The organism is Sphingopyxis sp. QXT-31, assembly GCF_001984035.1.
GTDB lineage: Bacteria > Pseudomonadota > Alphaproteobacteria > Sphingomonadales > Sphingomonadaceae > Sphingopyxis.
The window spans coordinates 1,258,371-1,276,271 of record NZ_CP019449.1 but is presented as its reverse complement, the minus strand read 5'-3'; the positions used below and the strand labels follow the sequence as shown (position 1 = coordinate 1,276,271).

Sequence of the window (17,901 nt, the reverse complement as noted above, 5' to 3'; positions counted from 1 at the left end):
AGAGCGGGACGATGGATTTCGGGTCAATGATGCCGCTGGCGGGCACTTTGGGGGTGACGATCCACGAAGGGACGAAGGAGCGCGTTGCCGGAAAACTGACGGTGCGCGCGGAAATCTGCACTGCGGGGAACATTGTCCATGGCGGCGCGATCATGGCTTTTGCCGACTGTCTTGGCGCGGTGGGGGCGTATCTGACGCTGCCCGAAGGGGCCAGCGGCACGACGACGATCGAGAGCAAGACCAATTTCCTCGGCGGCGGGCCGGTCGGGTCGGTGCTGGTTGGCGAAGCGACGCCGGTCAAGATCGGCACGCGCGTGTCGGTGTGGCAGACGCGCATCCGGACCGAGGAGGGCGCCGATGTCGCGCTGGTGACGCAGACGCAGCTGGTGCTTTGGCCAGCCTGAGCGCCGAAGCGATCGTCTGTGCGGTGCGCGCGCATGGCGAGCATGGCGCGATCGTGCGCGCACTGACCCGCGAGGCGGGGCTGGTTGCGGGCTATGTGCGCGGCGGGCGGTCGCGGCGGCTGCGGCCGATATTGATGCCGGGCAATCTGGTGGCGCTCGAACTGCGCGCGCGGACCGAGGAACAGCTCGCGGGGGCGACGGCGGAGTTGCTGGCAAGCCGCGCTCCGTTGCTTGCCGAGCCCTTGGCCTCGGCGGCGATCAACTGGGTGACCAGCGTGACCGCCGCGGTCCTGCCCGAGAGCCAGCGCTATCCGGCACTATATGAAGCGCTGTCGGGGCTGCTCGATGCGATCGGGGTGGCACCGTCGGCGCGGCAATGGGCGGCGGCGCTGGCGCGCTACGAGCTCCTGCTGCTCGCCGAACTGGGGTTCGGGCTCGACCTCGACGAATGCGTGGCGACGGGATCGCGCGATCATCTGGCGTTCGTCAGTCCGAAGTCGGGCGGGGCGGTGAGCGTCGCCGCGGCGGGTGGTTATGAGGCGCGACTGCTGCGCCTGCCGACCTTCCTGCGCGGCGCCGGACCCGCCGCGACGATGGGCGATGTGCTCGACGGGCTGGCGATCACCGGCCATTTCCTCGATCGCGACCTGCTCGAGGGGCGCAACCGCGAACTGCTCGAAGTCCGTTCGCGGCTGATCGATCGGCTGGGCAGGGCGGTTGCGTAGCGGCCCTTCGCTGTCTAAGCGGCTCGCGAGACACGAAAGGGCGACGCATTGAATATCCTGCTGTTGGCTGGCGACGGTATCGGCCCGGAGATCATGGCGGAGGCGGAGAAGGTCCTCGCCGCGCTTGCGCTTCCGGTCACGCTCGACCGCGCGCTCGTCGGCGGCGCGGCCTATGAAGCCACCGGCCACCCGCTCCCGGCAGAAACGCTCGCCAAGGCGAAAGCCGCCGATGCGCTGCTGTTCGGCGCGGTCGGCGACCCTCGTTTCGACAATGTCGAGCGTAACCTGCGCCCCGAACAGGCGATTCTCGGACTGCGCTCCGAACTCGGGCTCTTCGCCAATCTGCGCCCCGCCAAGCTGTTCGCCGGGCTCGAAAACAGCTCGGCCCTCCGTCCCGAGGTCGCCTCGGCGATCGATCTGCTGATCGTCCGCGAACTCAACGGCGACGTCTATTTCGGCGAAAAGGGCACGCGCACCACCGCGAGCGGCGAGCGCGAGGGCTATGACATCATGTCGTACAGCGAAAGCGAGGTGCGCCGCATCGCGCATGTTGCGTTCAAGGCTGCACAAGGCCGCCGCGGCAAGCTTTGCTCGGTCGACAAGGCCAATGTGCTTGAAACCTCGCAGCTGTGGCGCGATGTCGTGATCGAGGTCGCGGCCGACTATCCCGACGTCGAACTCAGCCACATGTATGTCGACAATGCCGCGATGCAGCTGGTGCGCAATCCCGGCCAGTTCGACGTCGTGGTCACCGGCAACCTCTTCGGCGACATCCTTTCCGACCAGGCGTCGATGTGCGTCGGCTCGATCGGTCTGCTCGCCTCGGCCTCGCTTGGCGAAGGCCGCCGCGGCCTCTACGAGCCGATCCATGGCAGCGCGCCCGATATCGCGGGCGAGGGCGTCGCCAATCCGCTGGCGATGATCCTGTCGCTCGCGATGCTGCTCCGCCATTCGGGCGGCGACGAGGCGAGCGCGGCGCGGATCGAGGCGGCGGTCGCGAAAGTCCTCGCCGACGGCTGCCGCGGCGCCGACCTCGGCGGTAATATGGGCACGGTCGCGCTCGGCGATGCGGTCGTTGCAGCTCTGACGAACTAGAGTACGGATAGACGAGATGAAGAAGACCACGGGTTTAGATCGCAACACGACGCGCAACTGGCACCCCGCGACGCAGGCGGTGCGCGGCGGCACCTGGCGCAGCGAGCATGGCGAGACGTCCGAAGCGCTCTTCCTGACCTCGGGCTATACCTATGACGATGCCGAGACCGTCGCGGCGCGCTTTGCCGGCGACGAGCAGGGCATGACCTATTCGCGGCTGCAGAACCCGACGGTGGCCATGCTCGAGGAGCGCGTCGCGCTGATGGAGGGCGCCGAGGCATGCCGCGCGCAGGCGACGGGCATGGCGGCGATGACCACGGCGCTGCTCTGCCAGCTGTCGGCGGGCGACCATATCGTCGCGGCGAAAGCGGCGTTTGGGTCGTGCCGCTGGCTGGTCGACCATCTCTGCCCGCGCTTCGGGATCGAGACGACCGTGGTCGATGGCCGCGACAACGACGCCTGGGAAAAGGCGATCAAGCCGAACACCAAGGTCTTCTTCTTCGAAACCCCCGCCAATCCGACGATGGACATCGTCGACATGAAGCATGTCTGCGCGCTTGCAAAGGCGCACGACATTACGAGCGTTGTCGACAACGCCTTCGCCACCAGCGTGCTGCAGCGGCCGATGGATTTCGGCGCCGACGTCGTCGCTTACTCTGCGACCAAGCTGATGGAAGGGCAGGGCCGCGTGCTCGCCGGCGCGGTATGCGGGACCGAGAAGTTCATCAACGACATACTGCTGCCGTTCCAGCGCAACACCGGGCCGAACCTCGCGCCGTTCAACGCTTGGGTGGTGCTCAAGGGCCTCGAAACGCTGGACCTTCGCGCCAAGCGCCAGTCCGAAAATGCGCTGGCGGTGGGCAAGTTCGTCGAAAAGCGCGTGCCGAAAATCCTGCATCCCGGTCTCGCCAGCCATCCGCAGCATAATCTGGCAATGAGCCAGATGGAGGCGTGCGGTCCGATCTTCTCCTTCATCCTCGAAGATCGCAAGCAGGCGATGGCGATGCTCAACGCGCTCGAGCTGGTCGATATCAGCAACAATATCGGCGACGCGCGCAGCCTCTGCTGCCACCCCGCCTCGACCACTCATTACAGCGTCAGCGCCGAGGCCCGCGCCGACATGGGCGTGGTCGAGGGCATGCTGCGGATCAACATCGGGCTCGAGGACCCGCGCGACCTGATCGCCGACCTGGACCAGGCATTGACCAAGGTCGGGCTTTAGGCGACTTTGCGGCCGTGATGATCGACTCCTTCTTCCCTTATGCCGAGACGACCGGGTCGGTCACGGTGCGCGTCGCTGTCAGCTATCTGCCCGAACAGTCGCACCCGTCGCTGGGGCGCTGGTTCTGGGCCTATCATGTGCGCATCGAAAATCATGGCGACGGCGCGGTCCAGCTGATCAACCGCCACTGGCGCATCGTCGATGGCCACGGCCAGGTCAGCGAGGTCGAGGGCGAGGGCGTCGTCGGCGAACAGCCGCTGATCCAGCCCGGCGGTGCCTTCGACTATGTCTCGGGCTGCCCGCTGCCAACTCCCGAAGGCTCGATGATCGGCAGCTACGATATGGAGGCGGCCGACGGCTCGCACATGCTCGTGGCCATCCCGCATTTCCTCCTGAAGATGCCAGCGACCGCCTCATGAAACGTACCCATTTGCCGCTCAACGCGCTGCGCGTGTTCGACGCAGCCGCCCGCCATCTGAGCTTCACCCGCGCCGCCGACGAACTGGCGGTCACCCCCGCAGCGGTCGGGCAGCAAATCCGTGCGCTCGAGGATATGCTGGGCGTCGTCCTGTTCCGTCGCACCCCGAAGGGACTGGAACTCACCGGCGAGGCCAATGCTGGGCTCGATGCACTGCGCCAGGGCTTTCTGCAGTTCGAGGAATCGGTGCGCGCGATGCAGGCGGGGCAGTCGTCGCAGTCGTTGACGATCGCCGCCCCGCGCGACCTGACCGCCAAATGGCTCGCGCCGCGGCTCGCGCGCTACAGCCAGCAAGCGCCCGATGTGCGCTTCACGCTCGTGTCTGCCGATGCCGGCATCGATTTCACCGAGGCCAATCTCGACCTCGCGATCTTCTGGACCGACGGCGCGGGCGAGCATGAGGGCATCGCGCTCGCCGAGGCGAAAATGGTAACCGTCGCGGGCCCCGGCAGCGAGAGCGAGACGCGCATCGCCTGGCCGGGCTGCCCGGTCGAGGAAGGCGAGCCCGCGCTACGGTTGGGTGATGCCGGCCTCGCGATCGACGCGGCAGCGAACGGGTTGGGACAGGCGAACGTCCCTGCGATGCTCGCCGAGGCCGATATCGCTTCGGGCCGGGTGCGTGTCGTGCGCGACGCCTTCGAGGTGCGCCGCGGCTACTGGCTCGTCGCGCCAACACCGCAATGGCGGCAGGCGAAGGTCAAGGCGCTGGTCGCGGCGCTGACCGCCTGACCGCTATCTCGCGGCCAGCGCAAGCAATCGCGTGACCAAGCCGACCATCTTCTCGGTCGAGACCGCGGCCTCCGCATTGTTCCAGCTCATGGTCACGACATACCATTTGCCGTCGGCCGCGCGCTGGCCGAGCAGGCTCATCGACAGCACGCCGAGTTCGGATCCGCCCTTGTAGCCGAGATAGGACCAGCCCTTCGCGGCACCGGGACCGACGCCGTTGTTGATCGCCATCGCCGACATCGCGGTGTCGGACTTGCGCTCGCGCAGGTCGATGAAGGCGCGCGCGATGTCGTTCGGGCTCGCGAACCATTCGAGGCTGTCGATGAAGCGCGGGCCGCCGCTGAAGCTGACGCCGTCGACGTTGGACAAGGTCAGGCGATCCTTGTTCGCCTCTATCAGCTTCCGCTGTGCCTTGTCGTCTCCTGCAATGAAGGCCTCGCGCTCGGCAGCGAAATTATTGCCCTTGAGCGCGAAGGCGTCGACCGTGGTCAGGAAGGGGACATTGCGCGACGGATCGCCGTGTCCCGTGCCGCGCATCCGCGCCTCGATTTTCTCGCGACCCAGCAGATGGAGCAGCGTGTCCGTGGCGCCATTGTCGCTCACCGAGATCATCCAGTTGGCGAGGGTCTGCAGCGTGACGGGCGTGTCCTTGGGCCAGTTCGCGGTCCCCGCCGACGAGAAACTGGCGTGGCTCAGCGGCACGACGTCGGACCATTGGCGCTGCCCCGCCGCGACCTGCGCCGCGAGTTCGTCGAGGATGTAGAGTTTGAAGGTCGATCCGATCGCGAACTGCCGGTCGGCATTGGCGCTCGCGAGCGGCTTGATCGCCTTGCCGTCGATCAGGGCAACGAGGAAGCCGCTGCTGCCGGGTAGCGCGGCTATTTCGGCAGCGACCTTGTCGAAGCCGTCGTTCGCCATCTCGAAGCCGGTGAGGCGGAGCCCGGTGACGCGCGCATCGGCGCCTTGCCCGACCTCGAGCGCCACGGTGCCCACGCCCTTCTCGAAGCGCAGCAGCACAATGCCCGCCCGCCCGTCGGCCGAGGTTGCGCGGTCGACCGCGACCGGCTGGCCATATTGCGCGATCAGGCTGGCGTTGATCGCCTTGAACTGCGCCTCGGGCAGCGCGGCCTGGAACGACGGGTCGAAATAATCGGCGAAGGCGACGCGCCCCGCGAGCAGGCCGACGAGCTGCGCGGCGCGGCGATCGAAGGCCGTGTTGGCCGCATTGACCGCGTCCGGCGCTTGCTGGGCAAGCGCGGCGGTGCCGGGCAAGGTGATCATCGACGCGGCCAAAAGCGAGGCGAGCAGGGGTTTCATGTCAGGTCTCCTTGGGGGGAACAGGCGCGGTCGATCCGGTCGATCTGCGCGCGGAGCATCGCGGCCGCCCGGCGGTTGAGCCACCAGATGCCGCCGAACACCGATAATTGAAAAGCGACCAGCAACACGAAGCTGACCGGGCTGCGCAAATCGGTCGCCTTGGCGAGCCCCGCGAGAAATACCAGCAGGCCGGGCACGAAGGGCGCGAGATACCAGCGGCCGATGCGCGCGAGCATATGCGCCTCGCGGACCAGCCGCGCGCGATAATAGCCGCGGACATCCTGCGCCTCGGCGTCGGGATCGGTCCGCGAGGTGCGGCGCGACAGCTGCCACATGACGATGAATGCGCCGGCGATGACGAGCAAGCTTCCGAGTTTGAGGAGGAGTTCGGGCAGGACGATGGTGTAGAGCGCGAAAATCGCCACCACGATTGCAGCGGCCCCATATTCGCGCCGGTTGCGCCGGCGGATCGCGTCGCCGAAGCCCTTGGCACGGCGCTTGATCTCGTCGAGCGGCACGGGGGCGAGCGCCGCCCCGCCATCCTGCCACAGCGCGCGCAGGCGCGTCTCGTCGGTGAAATCGGTCATGATATTTCTCCCGCCGCAGCGAAGCGGCGCGTCAGCATGGTCTTGAAACGCGAGATCTTGGCGGCGGCGACATCGGCCGAGACGCCTGTCACCTCCGCGATTTCTGCGCCCGCGACGCCTTCCAAGTAGAGCAACAATATCTGCCGGTCGGGCGGATCGAGCCGGTCGATGATCGCCAGGATCCGCGCCATGGCCTGCCCGCTTTCGGCGGCGTCGAGCGGCGAGGGGGCATCGTCGGCGATACCGAGATCCTCGATGCTCGACCAGTTCCGCCGCGCGTGGCGCTTCCGCGCAAGCATATGCGAAGTCGCGCGGTTATGCGCGACGCGCCACACCCAGGTGCTGAGCGAGCAGCGTCCGTCGAAGCCGGCGAAGCTCTGCCACAACGCGACCTGCAAGTCCTGCTCAAGGTCGCGGCGCAAGTCGGCATCGTCCTCATAGGCGCGGGCAAGGCGCGCGAGCGCGCCGCCGAACCGCGCCATCGCTTCCGAAAAATGCCGGTCTTGCTCGCTTTCGGTCACCCGGGTCTCCAGAATTTCGTGCCGCATATCCCTTTAGTCGGACGCGGAACTTGTTTCTGACGGGCGGCGCGAAATATTTTTCGTCAGGCGTCGATCGCCGCCTCGTCGAGGCTCGCGGCATTGGCCTGGATGAACTGGAAACGATGCTCGGGATGCTTGCCCATCAGCCGATCGACGAGGTCCTTGACCAGATGCCGCTCCTCATATTCCTGCGGCAGCGTGACGCGCAGCATCGAGCGCGTCGCGGGATCCATCGTCGTTTCCTTGAGCTGGTTCGGGTTCATCTCCCCCAGCCCCTTGAAGCGCCCGACCTCGACCTTTTTGCCCTTGAAGACTGTGGCTTCCAGTTCGGCACGGTGCGCGTCGTCGCGCGCATAGGCCGAGGTGCTGCCCGCGGTCAGCCGATAAAGCGGCGGCTGCGCCAGATAGACATGGCCGCGCCGCACGATGTCGGGCATCTCTTGAAAGAAGAAGGTCATCAGCAGGGTCGCGATATGCGCGCCATCGACGTCGGCGTCGGTCATGATCACGATCTTCTCGTAACGCAGACGATCTGCATCGCAATCCTTGCGCATGCCGCAGCCGAGCGCGAGCGCGAGATCGGCGATTTCGGTGTTGGCGCGGATCTTGTCGTTGCTGGCGCTCGCGACATTCAGGATCTTTCCGCGGATCGGCAGGATCGCCTGCGTCTTCCGGTCGCGCGCCTGCTTGGCGCTGCCGCCCGCGCTGTCGCCTTCGACGATGAAGATCTCGGTGCCCTCGGGGCCGTCGTTGGCGCAGTCGGTGAGCTTGCCGGGCAGGCGCAGCTTGCGCCCGCTGGTCGCGGTCTTGCGCTTGACCTCGCGCTCGGCCTTGCGCTTCAGCCGCTCGTCCATGCGGTCTAGGATCAGGCCGAGCAGCGCACGGCCGCGGTCCATATTATCCGACAGGAAATGGTCGAAATGGTCGCGCACGGCGTTCTCGACGAAGCGCGCGGCCTCGGGGCTCGACAGCCGGTCCTTGGTCTGGCTCTGGAACTGCGGATCGCGAATGAAGATCGAGAGCATCATCTCGCCGCCGTTGAACACGTCCTCGGCGGTGATCTGCGCCGCCTTCTTCTGGCCGATCAGTTCGCCGAAGCCGCGCAGCCCCTTGGTCAGCGCGGCGCGGAGGCCCGCCTCATGCGTCCCGCCCGCCGGGGTCGGGATCGTATTGCAATACCAGCTGTACGAGCCGTCGGACCAGAGCGGCCAGGCGATCGCCCATTCGGCGCGGCCCTGCCCATCGGGAAATTCCTGCCGCCCGATGAAGGGCTCGGCGGTCGCGCATTCGCGCGTGCCGATCTGTTCCTTGAGATGATCGGCGAGGCCGCCGGGGAACTGGAACACCGCCTCGGTCGGGGTGTCGTCGCCGATCAGTTCGGCGGCGCATTTCCAGCGAATCTCGACTCCGGCGAAGAGATAGGCCTTCGAGCGCGCCATCCGGTAGAGGCGCTGCGGCTTGAAGCGACCATGGTCGCCGAAGATTTCGGGATCGGGAACGAAGGACACGCTGGTGCCGCGGCGGTTCGGCGTCGGGCCGAGTTCCTCAAGCTTGCCCAGCGGGGTGCCGCGCGAAAAGCGCTGGCGATAGAGCGTCTTGGTGCGCGCGACCTCGACCACGGTCTCGGTCGATAACGCGTTGACGACGCTGACCCCGACGCCGTGCAGGCCGCCCGACGTCGCATAGGCCTTGCCCTCGAACTTGCCGCCCGAATGGAGCATCGTCATGATGACCTCGAGCGCCGACTTGCCGGGGAATTTGGGGTGCGGGTCGACGGGCATGCCGCGGCCATTGTCGACCACGGTCAGCCGGTTGCCGACGTCGAGGCTGATCTCGATGCGAGTCGCATGGCCGGCGACCGCCTCGTCCATGCTGTTGTCGATGATCTCGGCGGCGAGGTGGTGCAGCGCGCGCTCGTCGGTGCCGCCGATATACATGCCGGGGCGGCGACGCACGGGTTCGAGCCCTTCGAGCACCTCGATCTGCGAGGCGTTGTAGCTTTCGGTGGCGGGCTTGCTGCCGTCGAACAAATCGTGACTCATGGTCAGGCTATAAGAGGCAGCCAAGGGGGCTGGCAAGGGCGGTCTGCAACCCTTTCCGCCGCCCCCTCTCCCATTCGGTTCGTCCCGTTTTCTGAACCTCGCGGAACTTCATGCATCTGGGAAGGTTACTCCGCGGACTGCAAAGTCCTCAAAAAGTGGAGTAAAAAATGAAAACCTTCTCTCTCCTCGCCGCGTCTGCGGCCGCCATGGCGCTCGCCTCGCCCGCGCTAGCCCAGGGTAGCCGCGATACGTCGCAAGATTTCAACGGTCCGTACGTCGGTGTGACGGGTGGATACACCGTCCAGCCCAACGACGGGCGCGAAACCTTCGTATTCGATACCAACCAGGATGGCACATACGGCGAGACGGTCAATACGGCGGGCGGCACCGACGCCTTTTCGCCGGGCTTCTGCGGCGGGTCCCCGACCGGGACCGCGAACGTCAATTGCCGCAACGACAAGGACGGCTTCGAATATTTCGGCAAGCTCGGCTACGACAAGCGCATGGGCAACTTCGTCCTTGGCGCGGTGATCGAGGGGGGACGTAGCGAAGCGCGCGACGAGGTTTCGGGCTTCTCGACGACACCCGCGGCTTATCGCTTTTCGCGCTCGGCCGACTATCAAGCCAATGCGCGCCTACGTGCGGGCTATACCCCTGGCGGCGGCGTCCTCTTCTACGCGACCGGCGGCGGCGCCTATGCCAAGCTCGACAATCGCTTTTCGACGACCAACACCGCCAACAGCTTTGCCGATAACGGTCGCACCAACGGCTGGGGCTATGTCGCGGGCGGCGGTGCGGAGGCGATGCTGACCAGCAATATCTCGCTCGGCCTGGAATATCTCTACACCGACATCCAGGACGACGACTTCGTCGTCAACGTCGGCGCGGGAACCGCGGGTCCGACGAACCCCTTCCTGCAGAACGGGCCGGGGACCGACATCAAGCGCAGCGACGACCATTTCCGGACGCACAGCGTGCGCGCGAGCTTGAACTTCCGCTTCTGAGGTTGGCAAACCGCGGGAGATTGAGGAGGCGCCGGACCGGCAAGCGGTTCGGCGCCTTTCTCGCGTCAGGCGCTGGCGGGCGCCGCGAAGATCGCGAAATGGCCGTTGGCGCTGCTGACGAGCTTGCCGTGCTGATAGAGGCGTGCCTCGACATTGGCGATGCGCTTGCCGCTGTGCACCACCGCGGCTTCGCAGGTCAGCACGCCCTCGGTGACGCGGACGTGATAGTTGAACTTGACCTCCAGCGTCGCGCACCAGCGGTCGTCGGGCAGCAGGCTGGTGAGCGCGCCGCCCATCGCCGAATCCGCGAGGCTATAGGCGACGCCGCCATGCGCGGCATGCTGCGGGCTGAAATGCTGCGCCGCATTGATGTCGATCGCCATCGTGCAGCGGCCATCGCCGCGCTCGACCATCTTGAGGCCGAGCGCCTGCGCGAAGGCGAAATCCTGATCGAACGACCGCAACGGACGCCCTTAGCGGACCCGCGGGCCTCCGAAGGGCGGGGGCGGAGGCGGGCGGCGCGTGCCGCGCGGCAGTTGCGCCTGATAAGCGCGCCCGCAATGCTCCACGCAATAGGGAAAGCCGGGGTTCACCGCGACGCCGCAGAAGTGGAAGTCTGGCTCGCCCGGATGCCCCATCGGCCAGCGGCAGATGCGGTCGTTGAGGTCGAGCAGGCTGGTCTTGCCGGCGATCTCGGGGCTCGGCTTCGCGGGCACCAGGCGGCGGGGAGGCGCCGGGGGGATCGGCGCCTGCTGGTCGCCGGGACCCTGGCGGATGAAGCCGCCGGGGCCGATCGAGACGATGCGCGGCGCGTCGGGCTTGCGCGGCGCGGTCTCGGCGTCGATGGCGTCATCGTCGTCGTCGTCGATCGGCGCAGGCGCCGGGCCCGGTTCGGGACGCACGGGAGCGACGGGGCGTGCCGTCACCGGCGCAGCGGCGCGCGGCGCGGGCGGCGGCGTCGCGGGACGCGGCGCGGCGGGCGCGGCCGCCTTCACCGCGGGCTTGGCCTTTTCGGTCGCCTTCACGGGCGAAGGGCGCGACTTCAGACCCAGGCGGTGCGCCTTGCCGATTACCGCATTGCGGCTTACCCCGCCGAGTTCGTCGGCGATCTGGCTGGCGGTCAGCCCCTTTTCCCACATGCTGCGCAGGCTCTCGATGCGCTCGTCGGTCCAAGACATGCTTCAAATCCTTATCATTCCGCGTGGCGGGTCGGTCGCCGGTCCCATCGGACCCTCGCGTCGCCGGCCAGCTTGCGGGAAAGTCGGGGAGGCGATAGGCGAGAACGCCATGAACGACCAGCCCCAAATTTCACGCCGCGACTCGCGCGTTTCCTCGGGTGATTTCGCCGCGACTCCGCCCTTTGCGGAACCCGGCGTGCCGCATATCCGGACACTCAACGTGCCGGGCATGCAGGCCCTATATGTCAAGGAGGTGCGCCGCTTTTTCAAGGTGCAGCTCCAAACTATCTGGGCGCCGGCGATCACGACGCTCCTTTTCCTCGTCATTTTCACCGTCGCGCTCGGCGGGGCGGGGCGCACGGTCATCGGCGTACCCTTCGCCGATTTCGTCGCGCCGGGGCTGATCATGATGGCGATGCTGCAGAACAGCTTCGCGAACAGTTCCTTCTCGCTGCTCGTCGGCAAGATCCAGGGGACGATCGTCGACTATCTGATGCCGCCGCTCGCGGTGGGCGAACTCATCATCGCGCTGATCGGTGCCGCGGTGACGCGGGCGATCCTCGTCGGCTTCGCGCTATGGCTCGCGATGCTGCTCTGGCCCGGCGTGCATGTGATGCCCGACCATTTATGGGCGGTCGCAGTGTTTGGCATCCTCGGCGCCGCGATGCTCGGCTTTCTCGGGCTGATCACCTCGGTCTGGGCGGAAAAGTTCGACCACGCCGCAGCAGTGACAAATTTCGTCGTGACGCCGCTCGCACTCTTGTCGGGCACTTTCTACGCGATCGACCGGCTGGCGCCGATGTTCCAAGGCATCGCGCATGCCAATCCCGTCTATTATGCGATCATGGGCTTTCGCTACGGCTTCATCGGCACGGTCGATTCGACAATCGCGAACCCGATCCTGACCGCGATCCTCGTGCTCGTCGGCGTAAATCTGGTGCTGGGGCTTTTAACCTATCGCCTGCTCGCGTCGGGCTGGAAGCTGAAGGCCTGACCCGCCGGCCTCAGTGGCGATGGATCGCGCGGAGGCGATAGCGCCCGCGCTCGATCCCGTCGAACATCGCCTCGATCTGCGGATGCTCGACCGGCCCGCGTTCGCCGTCGGCGACCAGATTCTGCTGACTGACATAGGCGATATAGGACGAATCCTCATTCTCGGCGAGCAGGTGGTAGAAGGGCTGCTCCTTCGACGGTCGCATGCCTTCGGGAATCGCTTCATACCATTCGTCGCTGTTCGCGAAGACGGGGTCGATGTCGAACACGACGCCGCGGAAATCGAACATGCGGTGGCGCACGATATCGCCGGGCGCAAAGGTTGCGCTGCCGATCAGCGGCGGACTGGTGCCGCCGGTGTCCAATGCGGACTCGGAGAGAGATTTGAACGTCATATGATGAATCTATGACGATCCTGCAGCGATTCAAGTGGATATGTCGCGCATCGCGCCGGCCATGGCCGCCCCCGCAGGCGGGGCGACATGATCATGGTCGGCGGAAAAATGGAGGAGAGTGAGGGATTCGAACCCTCGGTACCGTTGCCGGCACTTCGCATTTCGAGTGCGACGCTTTCGACCACTCAGCCAACTCTCCTCGCTGAGGCAGACGCCCCTAGCGGCGGCATTTCGATATGGCAACCCCCGTGCGCATCGCAAACTTTAATTTGGCCAGAAGAATCAATGAATATAATTGGATAGTCTTCGTTCCTGCAGCAAATGCGCGATGGTTAAGCACTTGCTAGCCATGGCCAATACTGCCATGAAGCGGTCAGGAGGGCCCGGCTTCGTGGGGAGCCGGCGAATCCCCGCGTCCGGCGGGAGCACGTCCGACAGGCTCGAAGCGCGCATTCCCGCCACGATCGACGGTATTGAGTGGGACTGTGCCCCTGCCGCCCGGCCGCCGGCTGATACGCGAGCAGGGCATGATGGGGGAATATTTATGACCAGAAATATGTTTCGTGGCCTGATGGCCGCCTCCGTGGCGATGCTTGCACTTCCGCTGGCGACGCCCGCTTCGGCGCAGGCGACGCGCACCTGGATTTCGGGCGTCGGCGACGATGCCAATCCGTGCAGCCGTACCGCTCCGTGCAAGACCTTTGCTGGCGCTATCTCGAAGACCGCAGCCGGGGGCGAGATTAACTGCATCGATCCCGGCGGCTTTGGTGCGGTGACGATCACGAAGTCGATATCGCTGATTTGCGACAATGTGACCAACGGCGTGCTTGTCGCCGCGACCAACGGGATCAACGTCAACGGCACCGATGTCGTAGTGGTGCTGAGCGGGTTCGATCTTCAGGGCATTTCGGGCGCTCTCAGCGGCGTCCGGTTTACCAACGGCGCGAGCCTGCACATCCGCAACTCGACGATACGTGGATTCACAGGTGGTGGCGGTTTTGCGATTTCGTTCCTGCCGACGGCTACCACCGGCGCGACGCTGGTCGTCGATAATGTGACCCTGACCGGCAATGGCGCTGCGACGGGGGTGACGGGCGGCATATTGGTGCAGCCGGCGACGAATGTGGCCGCGACGGTGCTGATCGCCAACAGCCGGATCACCGATAACAACCGCGGCGGCATCCGCATCGACACCAGCGCCACCGGATCGAGCGTCAAGGGCACGATCGCGAGCAGCGAGATCACCGACAACCAGATCGGTGTCTATGCCCGCTCGGTGCCAGGCGGCGGCACGGTCAACGTCACGCTCGTCGACTCGGTCGTCAGCGGCAACGGCAGCACCGGCGTGATGGCGGAAGACGCGCTGGCGACGATCAACGCCAGCGGCAACACGGTCACGCAGAACGGCAATGGCCTGCGCTCGCTGACCGGTGGCATTCTGGTCAGCTTCGGCGACAATGTCGTGGTGGCGAACAACACCAACGGCAGCTTTACGTCGACGGCGACCAAGCAGTAGACCAGCGCGACCGCTCGCTGAACAGGGGCGTCCGGCCAAGCCGGGCGCCCTTTTTCTTTTTAGCATGGTGCGCGGGGTCAGCCCTCGCGCAATTTCACTTCGCTGATATGCCGTTTGCCGCCGCTGCGGCCGAGCTGGACGAAGACGTCGACCGTCGAGTGCACATAATGATGCACGTCGGCGCGCGCGAGCTGGCTGCCCGCCTGGAGCACGAGCAGGGTCAGCTGTTCGATCGCGCGTTCGGGGCTGTCGGCGTGGATCGTCGTCATCGAACCCGGATGGCCGCTGTTCACCGCACGCAGGAACGAGAAGGCCTCGACCCCGCGCAATTCGCCGAGAATGATGCGGTCGGGGCGCAGGCGCAGCGAGGCGCTGAGCAGATCTTCCGCGCTGGTGTGTGTCTCGCCCAGCGCGCTTCGCGCCGCGAGCAGGCCGACGGCGTTCGGATGGTGGATGGTAATTTCGGGCGTATCCTCGATCAGGATCAGCCGCTCGCGCTCGGGCACTTCGCGTAGCAGCGCGTTGAGGAACGTCGTCTTGCCCGACGAGGTGCCGCCCGAGATCAGGACATTCTTGCGGTGCTGGACCGCGGTGCGGAGCAGCGCGGGGATTTCGCCCGCGTCGAGGAGTTCGTGCAGCCGCCGGTCGAGATCGTCCTTGTCGCCGATGCGCCCGGCTTTGGTCCCCGCGAAAGCACCGCTGTCGGCATAATCGTCGAGCCGCAGGTCGGGCGACACATGTTTGCGGATCGCGAGTATCATGCCACCGCGCGTCGCGGGCGGTGCGACGATCTGGACACGCGCGCCGTCGGGCATGGTCGCCGACAGCAGGGGATGCTCGCGGCTGATCCCTTGGTGCGAGAGCGCAGCGATCTGGCGCGCGAGGCGTTCGAGCAGGACCTCGGTAAGCGCGGGCAGATCGTGCGTCTCGATCTTGCCGGTCAGCGATTCGGCCCAGGCTTCGCCCGGGCGATTCACATAGATGTCGGTGACATCGTCGCGCGCGAGCAGCGGCGCCAGCGGCGCGAGATAGCTGCGAAAAAAGACGCGGTCGTCCGGCAGGGCCGCGACATGGCCCATCAGCGGCGCTCGACCCCCGAGAAGTCGAGGTCGCGCGCCACGAAGACCGAGATGCTGGTGCCCTGCGCGACCTTCAGCGTCGGGGCGATGTTGGTTGGCTGCGGGCGCTGCGCGCCGGTGCCGCCGGGCAGAATTACGACCGGCGAATTGGTCGCGCTCGCCGCGGCATTGACGCCGATGTCGAGCACCGACTGCAGGATCGCCTCGCCGAAACGCGAGAAGAAATGGCTGTTGACCTTGGCCTTCAGCCCGCCGCGGCCGAGCGGGTCGCCCGAGGGCGAATTGAGCTGGATCGTCGCGCCATCGGGGCGGATCAGCCGCGTCCAGGTGATGAAGGCGCGCTTCTGGCCCTGCGTCGCTTCGGAGCGATATTCGCCGATCAGCCGGCTGCCGCGCGGGATGAGAATGCGGCTGCCGTCGAAACCGCGCACGTCGCGCGAGACGACAGCGCGTGAGAAACCGGGGCGCGAACTGTCGAGCGGGGTTTCGAGCACTGCCGGGATCAGCGAGCCCTGGACGACCGTGGTGCCGCGATTGGCGAGTACCCCGGCGCGGACGCGGCCCGCTTCGGCGGGACCGGCGCCGCGTTGCTGCGCGCCGTCGCCATCGCTGCCCTGCGATCCAGCGGCTGCCGTGCCGCCGGCGCCGTCATAGACGAGGACCGACCCGCCGCCGATCGCGCGCGGCGGCGCGGGCGGCGTCTCATAGCCGGGGGGCGGTCCCATCGGCGCGGGCTGCGGCATATAAACGATCTGCGGCGGCGGAGGCGGCGAACGGGGCGGCACGGCGCCCGGGTTCCCGACGAACGGCGCGGGGAGCAGCTCTGGCGGCTGCGGATAATCGGGCAGCGCCAGCGGCGGCGGTGCCGAAATCATCGCAACCTGTCTGCCAGCCACGGCAGGCGCTTCGGCGTTTTCGCGGCGTCCCTCGAGAATCACAAACAGCAGCACCGCTGCCAGCAGCGCGAAGCCGACGAGCAGCGGCGTCGGCAGGCCTTGGCGCGGACGGCGGACGACCGGGGCGTTGTCGGGCGCCGCAGCGGGCATTTCGGGAGCGGTCGTATCGGTCATTTGGGGCGCGCCTGGCTGCGGCGGACGGCGCGCGCGAGCTTGCCGTCGAGCCGGAAGACGAGGCGCGGGACGACCTCGTCGATGGTGAGGATGCCGTCGCGCATCATCGCGTCGACCAGCTTTTCCTGGCCGAGTTCGTCGACGGTGTAGACCGCGGGCAGCGTCGCAGCGGCGTCCCACTGCATGAAGGTGCGCTGGCCGTCCTCGCTGATCGCCGCGGGGAAGAGTTCGCGCGTGCCGGTCAGCTTGTAGAGCCCCTGGTCGATGCGCTGCTCGTCGGGCGGGGTCGAGACCGGCGTCGGTTCGGGATAGACGAAGCGAACGATCTGCGCGTCGCCCGCCCCGCCGCCGCGCGACGGCACCAGCTCGAACAAATAGGTCCGCGTGCCCGTCACCACGGTCATGTTGGTGGTGATGCCATATTGCAGCGGCTTGATGAAGATGCGGTCGCCGCGGCGGCTGGGGGCAACATGCCAGGCACTGCTGTCGCCGAGCGCGATATTCTCGATCGTCTCGTCGGCCGAAATCTCGACCGTCAGCTGATAGCCCGGCGTCGCGCTCAGGCGCACGACCTTGCCCTCGGCATAGCTCACCGCCTGGATCGACGCGTCGAGGCCGATCGGCACCGGATCGACCTGGGCGATCGCGGGCAGCGCCAGCAAAGCTGTGGCAAAAAGGGCGGCCGAACGGATCACAACGTGACCTGCGTCCCGTCGGGCAGCACCTTGACCGTGTCGCCGCGGCGCGTGCGGATCGACGAGGGTGGCTGCGGAAGCGGTTGGCCGTCGGCCCCGACCGGAGCGGCACCGGTCGTAGCAACGGGGGTGACTGGCGCAGCCGCCGCGGGTGCCGCGGCGGGCAGCATTTCGGGATCGCGGCGATAGCGCAGCACTTGGAAGCCGAGCGGGTTGAACACCCGGTCCTCCTGTTTCATCGGCTCGCCGGTGTAGCGGTAGCGGATCGTGGCGACCCAGCTTTGCGCCGGCTGCCAGTCGCCGGTCGCGTCGCGGCGGCGCGTGTCGAAGCGGATCAGCGCGACATTGGCGCTGACCGGCGACACGCTCTTCACCTGCGTTTCGACCACCGTCCCGCGCGGATACTTGACCAACGGGCTGGCCGCGCTGCCCGACTGCATCAGCGTCAGATAGTCGCTGCGTGCGCGATCGGCGGACCAGAGCGCGACCTTGCGATAGTCGTTCTGAACCGAATCGACGTCGTAATTCTCGCGCGCGATGACGTACTGTACCAGGAAGCTCTGCGTCAGCGCGGTATCGCCGCTCACTTTCGCGGGCGCCAGCGGATTGAGCGCCTGAACATAGCCCGTGTGGCGATCGACGAGCAATGTATAGGGCTCGACCGTCTTGAGCGGTGTGAGGAAAACGAGCGCCAGCGCCTCGCACAGCGCGATCGCTGCGGCGACGGACGCGACGATCCATGCGGTGCGCCGCGATTTGCTCAGCTCGGCATGACGGTCGGCGCCCCAGCTTTCGGCGGCCTGCAGATAGTCTTCGCGGGTCTGTTTCAT

Annotated in this window: 20 protein-coding genes and 1 tRNA gene; 9 read left to right on the top strand and 12 right to left on the bottom strand. The window is 66.7% G+C overall.

All coding sequences use genetic code 11. From position 1 onward, the window contains the following. Positions 1–11 precede the first annotated feature (11 nt). The 6 genes from BWQ93_RS06300 to BWQ93_RS06275 are packed head-to-tail and all read left to right on the top strand — an operon-like array spanning position 12 to position 4,653. Complete coding sequence (locus BWQ93_RS06300) at positions 12–404, top strand: PaaI family thioesterase (protein ID WP_077029767.1); 393 nt, start codon at positions 12–14, stop codon at positions 402–404. Then, the gene (gene recO / locus BWQ93_RS06295; protein WP_077029766.1) at positions 392–1,129 is read left to right on the top strand and encodes a DNA repair protein RecO; all 738 of its coding nucleotides are present in this window, start codon (positions 392–394) and stop codon (positions 1,127–1,129) included. Before BWQ93_RS06300 ends, recO begins: the two co-directional genes overlap by 13 nt. A 48-nt stretch (positions 1,130–1,177) precedes the next feature. Then, entirely contained in the window at positions 1,178–2,224 is a 1,047-nt protein-coding gene (leuB, locus tag BWQ93_RS06290) for a 3-isopropylmalate dehydrogenase (protein WP_077029765.1), read from the top strand. A gap of 16 nt (positions 2,225–2,240) precedes the next feature. Beyond that, entirely contained in the window at positions 2,241–3,446 is a 1,206-nt protein-coding gene (locus BWQ93_RS06285) for a trans-sulfuration enzyme family protein (protein WP_077029764.1), read from the top strand. 17 nt (positions 3,447–3,463) lie between these two features. Next, the gene (gene apaG, locus BWQ93_RS06280) at positions 3,464–3,865 is read left to right on the top strand and encodes a Co2+/Mg2+ efflux protein ApaG (RefSeq protein WP_077029763.1); all 402 of its coding nucleotides are present in this window, start codon (positions 3,464–3,466) and stop codon (positions 3,863–3,865) included. Then, positions 3,862–4,653: a LysR substrate-binding domain-containing protein gene (locus BWQ93_RS06275; RefSeq protein WP_077029762.1), complete on the top strand. Its 792-nt coding sequence runs from the start codon at positions 3,862–3,864 to the stop codon at positions 4,651–4,653. Before apaG ends, BWQ93_RS06275 begins: the two co-directional genes overlap by 4 nt. Before the next feature lie 3 nt (positions 4,654–4,656). Here the strand turns inward: BWQ93_RS06275 and BWQ93_RS06270 are convergent, their stop codons facing one another. Genes BWQ93_RS06270 through parE form a run of 4 tightly spaced genes read right to left on the bottom strand, consistent with a single transcriptional unit; the run spans position 4,657 to position 9,141 of the window. After that, on the bottom strand, positions 4,657–5,970 hold the full coding sequence (locus BWQ93_RS06270) for a serine hydrolase (protein ID WP_077029761.1): 1,314 nt from the start codon (positions 5,968–5,970) through the stop codon (positions 4,657–4,659). Continuing rightward, the gene (locus BWQ93_RS06265) at positions 5,967–6,557 is read right to left on the bottom strand and encodes a hypothetical protein (protein WP_077029760.1); all 591 of its coding nucleotides are present in this window, start codon (positions 6,555–6,557) and stop codon (positions 5,967–5,969) included. The genes BWQ93_RS06270 and BWQ93_RS06265 overlap by 4 nt, the downstream gene beginning before the upstream one ends. Next, entirely contained in the window at positions 6,554–7,105 is a 552-nt protein-coding gene (locus tag BWQ93_RS06260) for an RNA polymerase sigma factor (RefSeq protein ID WP_077029759.1), read from the bottom strand. The genes BWQ93_RS06265 and BWQ93_RS06260 overlap by 4 nt, the downstream gene beginning before the upstream one ends. 56 nt (positions 7,106–7,161) lie before the next feature. After that, entirely contained in the window at positions 7,162–9,141 is a 1,980-nt protein-coding gene (gene parE, locus BWQ93_RS06255) for a DNA topoisomerase IV subunit B (RefSeq protein ID WP_077029758.1), read from the bottom strand. 167 nt (positions 9,142–9,308) lie between these two features. On the opposite strand from parE, the gene BWQ93_RS06250 reads away from it, so the two are divergent. Next, a complete protein-coding gene (locus BWQ93_RS06250) occupies positions 9,309–10,145 on the top strand; it encodes an outer membrane protein (protein ID WP_077029757.1) in 837 nt (278 codons plus the stop codon). A gap of 65 nt (positions 10,146–10,210) precedes the next feature. On the opposite strand, the gene BWQ93_RS06245 is transcribed toward BWQ93_RS06250, so the two are convergent. Beyond that, complete coding sequence (locus BWQ93_RS06245) at positions 10,211–10,609, bottom strand: PaaI family thioesterase (protein ID WP_077029756.1); 399 nt, start codon at positions 10,607–10,609, stop codon at positions 10,211–10,213. A gap of 9 nt (positions 10,610–10,618) precedes the next feature. Next, positions 10,619–11,323 (bottom strand): GcrA family cell cycle regulator, encoded by a 705-nt coding sequence (locus tag BWQ93_RS06240; protein WP_077029755.1) that lies wholly within the window; start codon positions 11,321–11,323, stop codon positions 10,619–10,621. A 109-nt stretch (positions 11,324–11,432) separates the two neighbouring features. Here BWQ93_RS06240 and BWQ93_RS06235 point away from each other — a divergent pair, with 109 nt between their 5' ends. Beyond that, positions 11,433–12,317, top strand: coding sequence for an ABC transporter permease (locus BWQ93_RS06235; RefSeq protein WP_077029754.1), 885 nt, complete (start codon positions 11,433–11,435; stop codon positions 12,315–12,317). Positions 12,318–12,327: 10 nt separating this feature from the next. On the opposite strand, the gene hspQ is transcribed toward BWQ93_RS06235, so the two are convergent. Beyond that, positions 12,328–12,711, bottom strand: coding sequence for a heat shock protein HspQ (gene hspQ, locus BWQ93_RS06230; RefSeq protein WP_077029753.1), 384 nt, complete (start codon positions 12,709–12,711; stop codon positions 12,328–12,330). 109 nt (positions 12,712–12,820) lie between these two features. Continuing rightward, positions 12,821–12,910, bottom strand: a tRNA-Ser gene (locus BWQ93_RS06225). Positions 12,911–13,255: 345 nt separating this feature from the next. On the opposite strand from BWQ93_RS06225, the gene BWQ93_RS06220 reads away from it, so the two are divergent. Next, on the top strand, positions 13,256–14,227 hold the full coding sequence (locus BWQ93_RS06220) for a right-handed parallel beta-helix repeat-containing protein (protein WP_077029752.1): 972 nt from the start codon (positions 13,256–13,258) through the stop codon (positions 14,225–14,227). Positions 14,228–14,304: 77 nt separating this feature from the next. On the opposite strand, the gene virB11 is transcribed toward BWQ93_RS06220, so the two are convergent. Genes virB11 through BWQ93_RS06200 form a run of 4 tightly spaced genes read right to left on the bottom strand, consistent with a single transcriptional unit; the run spans position 14,305 to position 17,901 of the window. Beyond that, a complete protein-coding gene (virB11, locus tag BWQ93_RS06215; RefSeq protein WP_077029751.1) occupies positions 14,305–15,306 on the bottom strand; it encodes a P-type DNA transfer ATPase VirB11 in 1,002 nt (333 codons plus the stop codon). Then, positions 15,306–16,376, bottom strand: coding sequence for a TrbI/VirB10 family protein (locus BWQ93_RS06210; RefSeq protein ID WP_232314761.1), 1,071 nt, complete (start codon positions 16,374–16,376; stop codon positions 15,306–15,308). Before BWQ93_RS06210 ends, virB11 begins: the two co-directional genes overlap by 1 nt. Continuing rightward, a complete protein-coding gene (locus tag BWQ93_RS06205) occupies positions 16,373–17,071 on the bottom strand; it encodes a TrbG/VirB9 family P-type conjugative transfer protein (RefSeq protein ID WP_077029749.1) in 699 nt (232 codons plus the stop codon). The genes BWQ93_RS06210 and BWQ93_RS06205 overlap by 4 nt, the downstream gene beginning before the upstream one ends. Then, on the bottom strand, positions 17,068–17,901 hold the full coding sequence (locus BWQ93_RS06200) for a virB8 family protein (protein ID WP_232314760.1): 834 nt from the start codon (positions 17,899–17,901) through the stop codon (positions 17,068–17,070). Before BWQ93_RS06200 ends, BWQ93_RS06205 begins: the two co-directional genes overlap by 4 nt.

Coding starts and splice junctions, on each gene's coding strand:
- parE (WP_077029758.1), bottom strand. CDS start 9,141: ATGAGTCACGATTTGTTCGACGGCAGCAAGCCCGCCACCGAAAGCTAC.
- BWQ93_RS06265 (WP_077029760.1), bottom strand. CDS start 6,557: ATGACCGATTTCACCGACGAGACGCGCCTGCGCGCGCTGTGGCAGGAT.
- virB11 (WP_077029751.1), bottom strand. CDS start 15,306: ATGGGCCATGTCGCGGCCCTGCCGGACGACCGCGTCTTTTTTCGCAGC.
- BWQ93_RS06220 (WP_077029752.1), top strand. CDS start 13,256: ATGACCAGAAATATGTTTCGTGGCCTGATGGCCGCCTCCGTGGCGATG.
- BWQ93_RS06200 (WP_232314760.1), bottom strand. CDS start 17,901: ATGAAACAGACCCGCGAAGACTATCTGCAGGCCGCCGAAAGCTGGGGC.
- BWQ93_RS06235 (WP_077029754.1), top strand. CDS start 11,433: ATGAACGACCAGCCCCAAATTTCACGCCGCGACTCGCGCGTTTCCTCG.
- BWQ93_RS06300 (WP_077029767.1), top strand. CDS start 12: ATGGATTTCGGGTCAATGATGCCGCTGGCGGGCACTTTGGGGGTGACG.
- hspQ (WP_077029753.1), bottom strand. CDS start 12,711: ATGACGTTCAAATCTCTCTCCGAGTCCGCATTGGACACCGGCGGCACC.
- BWQ93_RS06270 (WP_077029761.1), bottom strand. CDS start 5,970: ATGAAACCCCTGCTCGCCTCGCTTTTGGCCGCGTCGATGATCACCTTG.
- BWQ93_RS06250 (WP_077029757.1), top strand. CDS start 9,309: ATGAAAACCTTCTCTCTCCTCGCCGCGTCTGCGGCCGCCATGGCGCTC.
- apaG (WP_077029763.1), top strand. CDS start 3,464: ATGATCGACTCCTTCTTCCCTTATGCCGAGACGACCGGGTCGGTCACG.
- BWQ93_RS06260 (WP_077029759.1), bottom strand. CDS start 7,105: ATGCGGCACGAAATTCTGGAGACCCGGGTGACCGAAAGCGAGCAAGAC.
- BWQ93_RS06210 (WP_232314761.1), bottom strand. CDS start 16,376: ATGACCGATACGACCGCTCCCGAAATGCCCGCTGCGGCGCCCGACAAC.
- BWQ93_RS06240 (WP_077029755.1), bottom strand. CDS start 11,323: ATGTCTTGGACCGACGAGCGCATCGAGAGCCTGCGCAGCATGTGGGAA.
- BWQ93_RS06285 (WP_077029764.1), top strand. CDS start 2,241: ATGAAGAAGACCACGGGTTTAGATCGCAACACGACGCGCAACTGGCAC.
- BWQ93_RS06275 (WP_077029762.1), top strand. CDS start 3,862: ATGAAACGTACCCATTTGCCGCTCAACGCGCTGCGCGTGTTCGACGCA.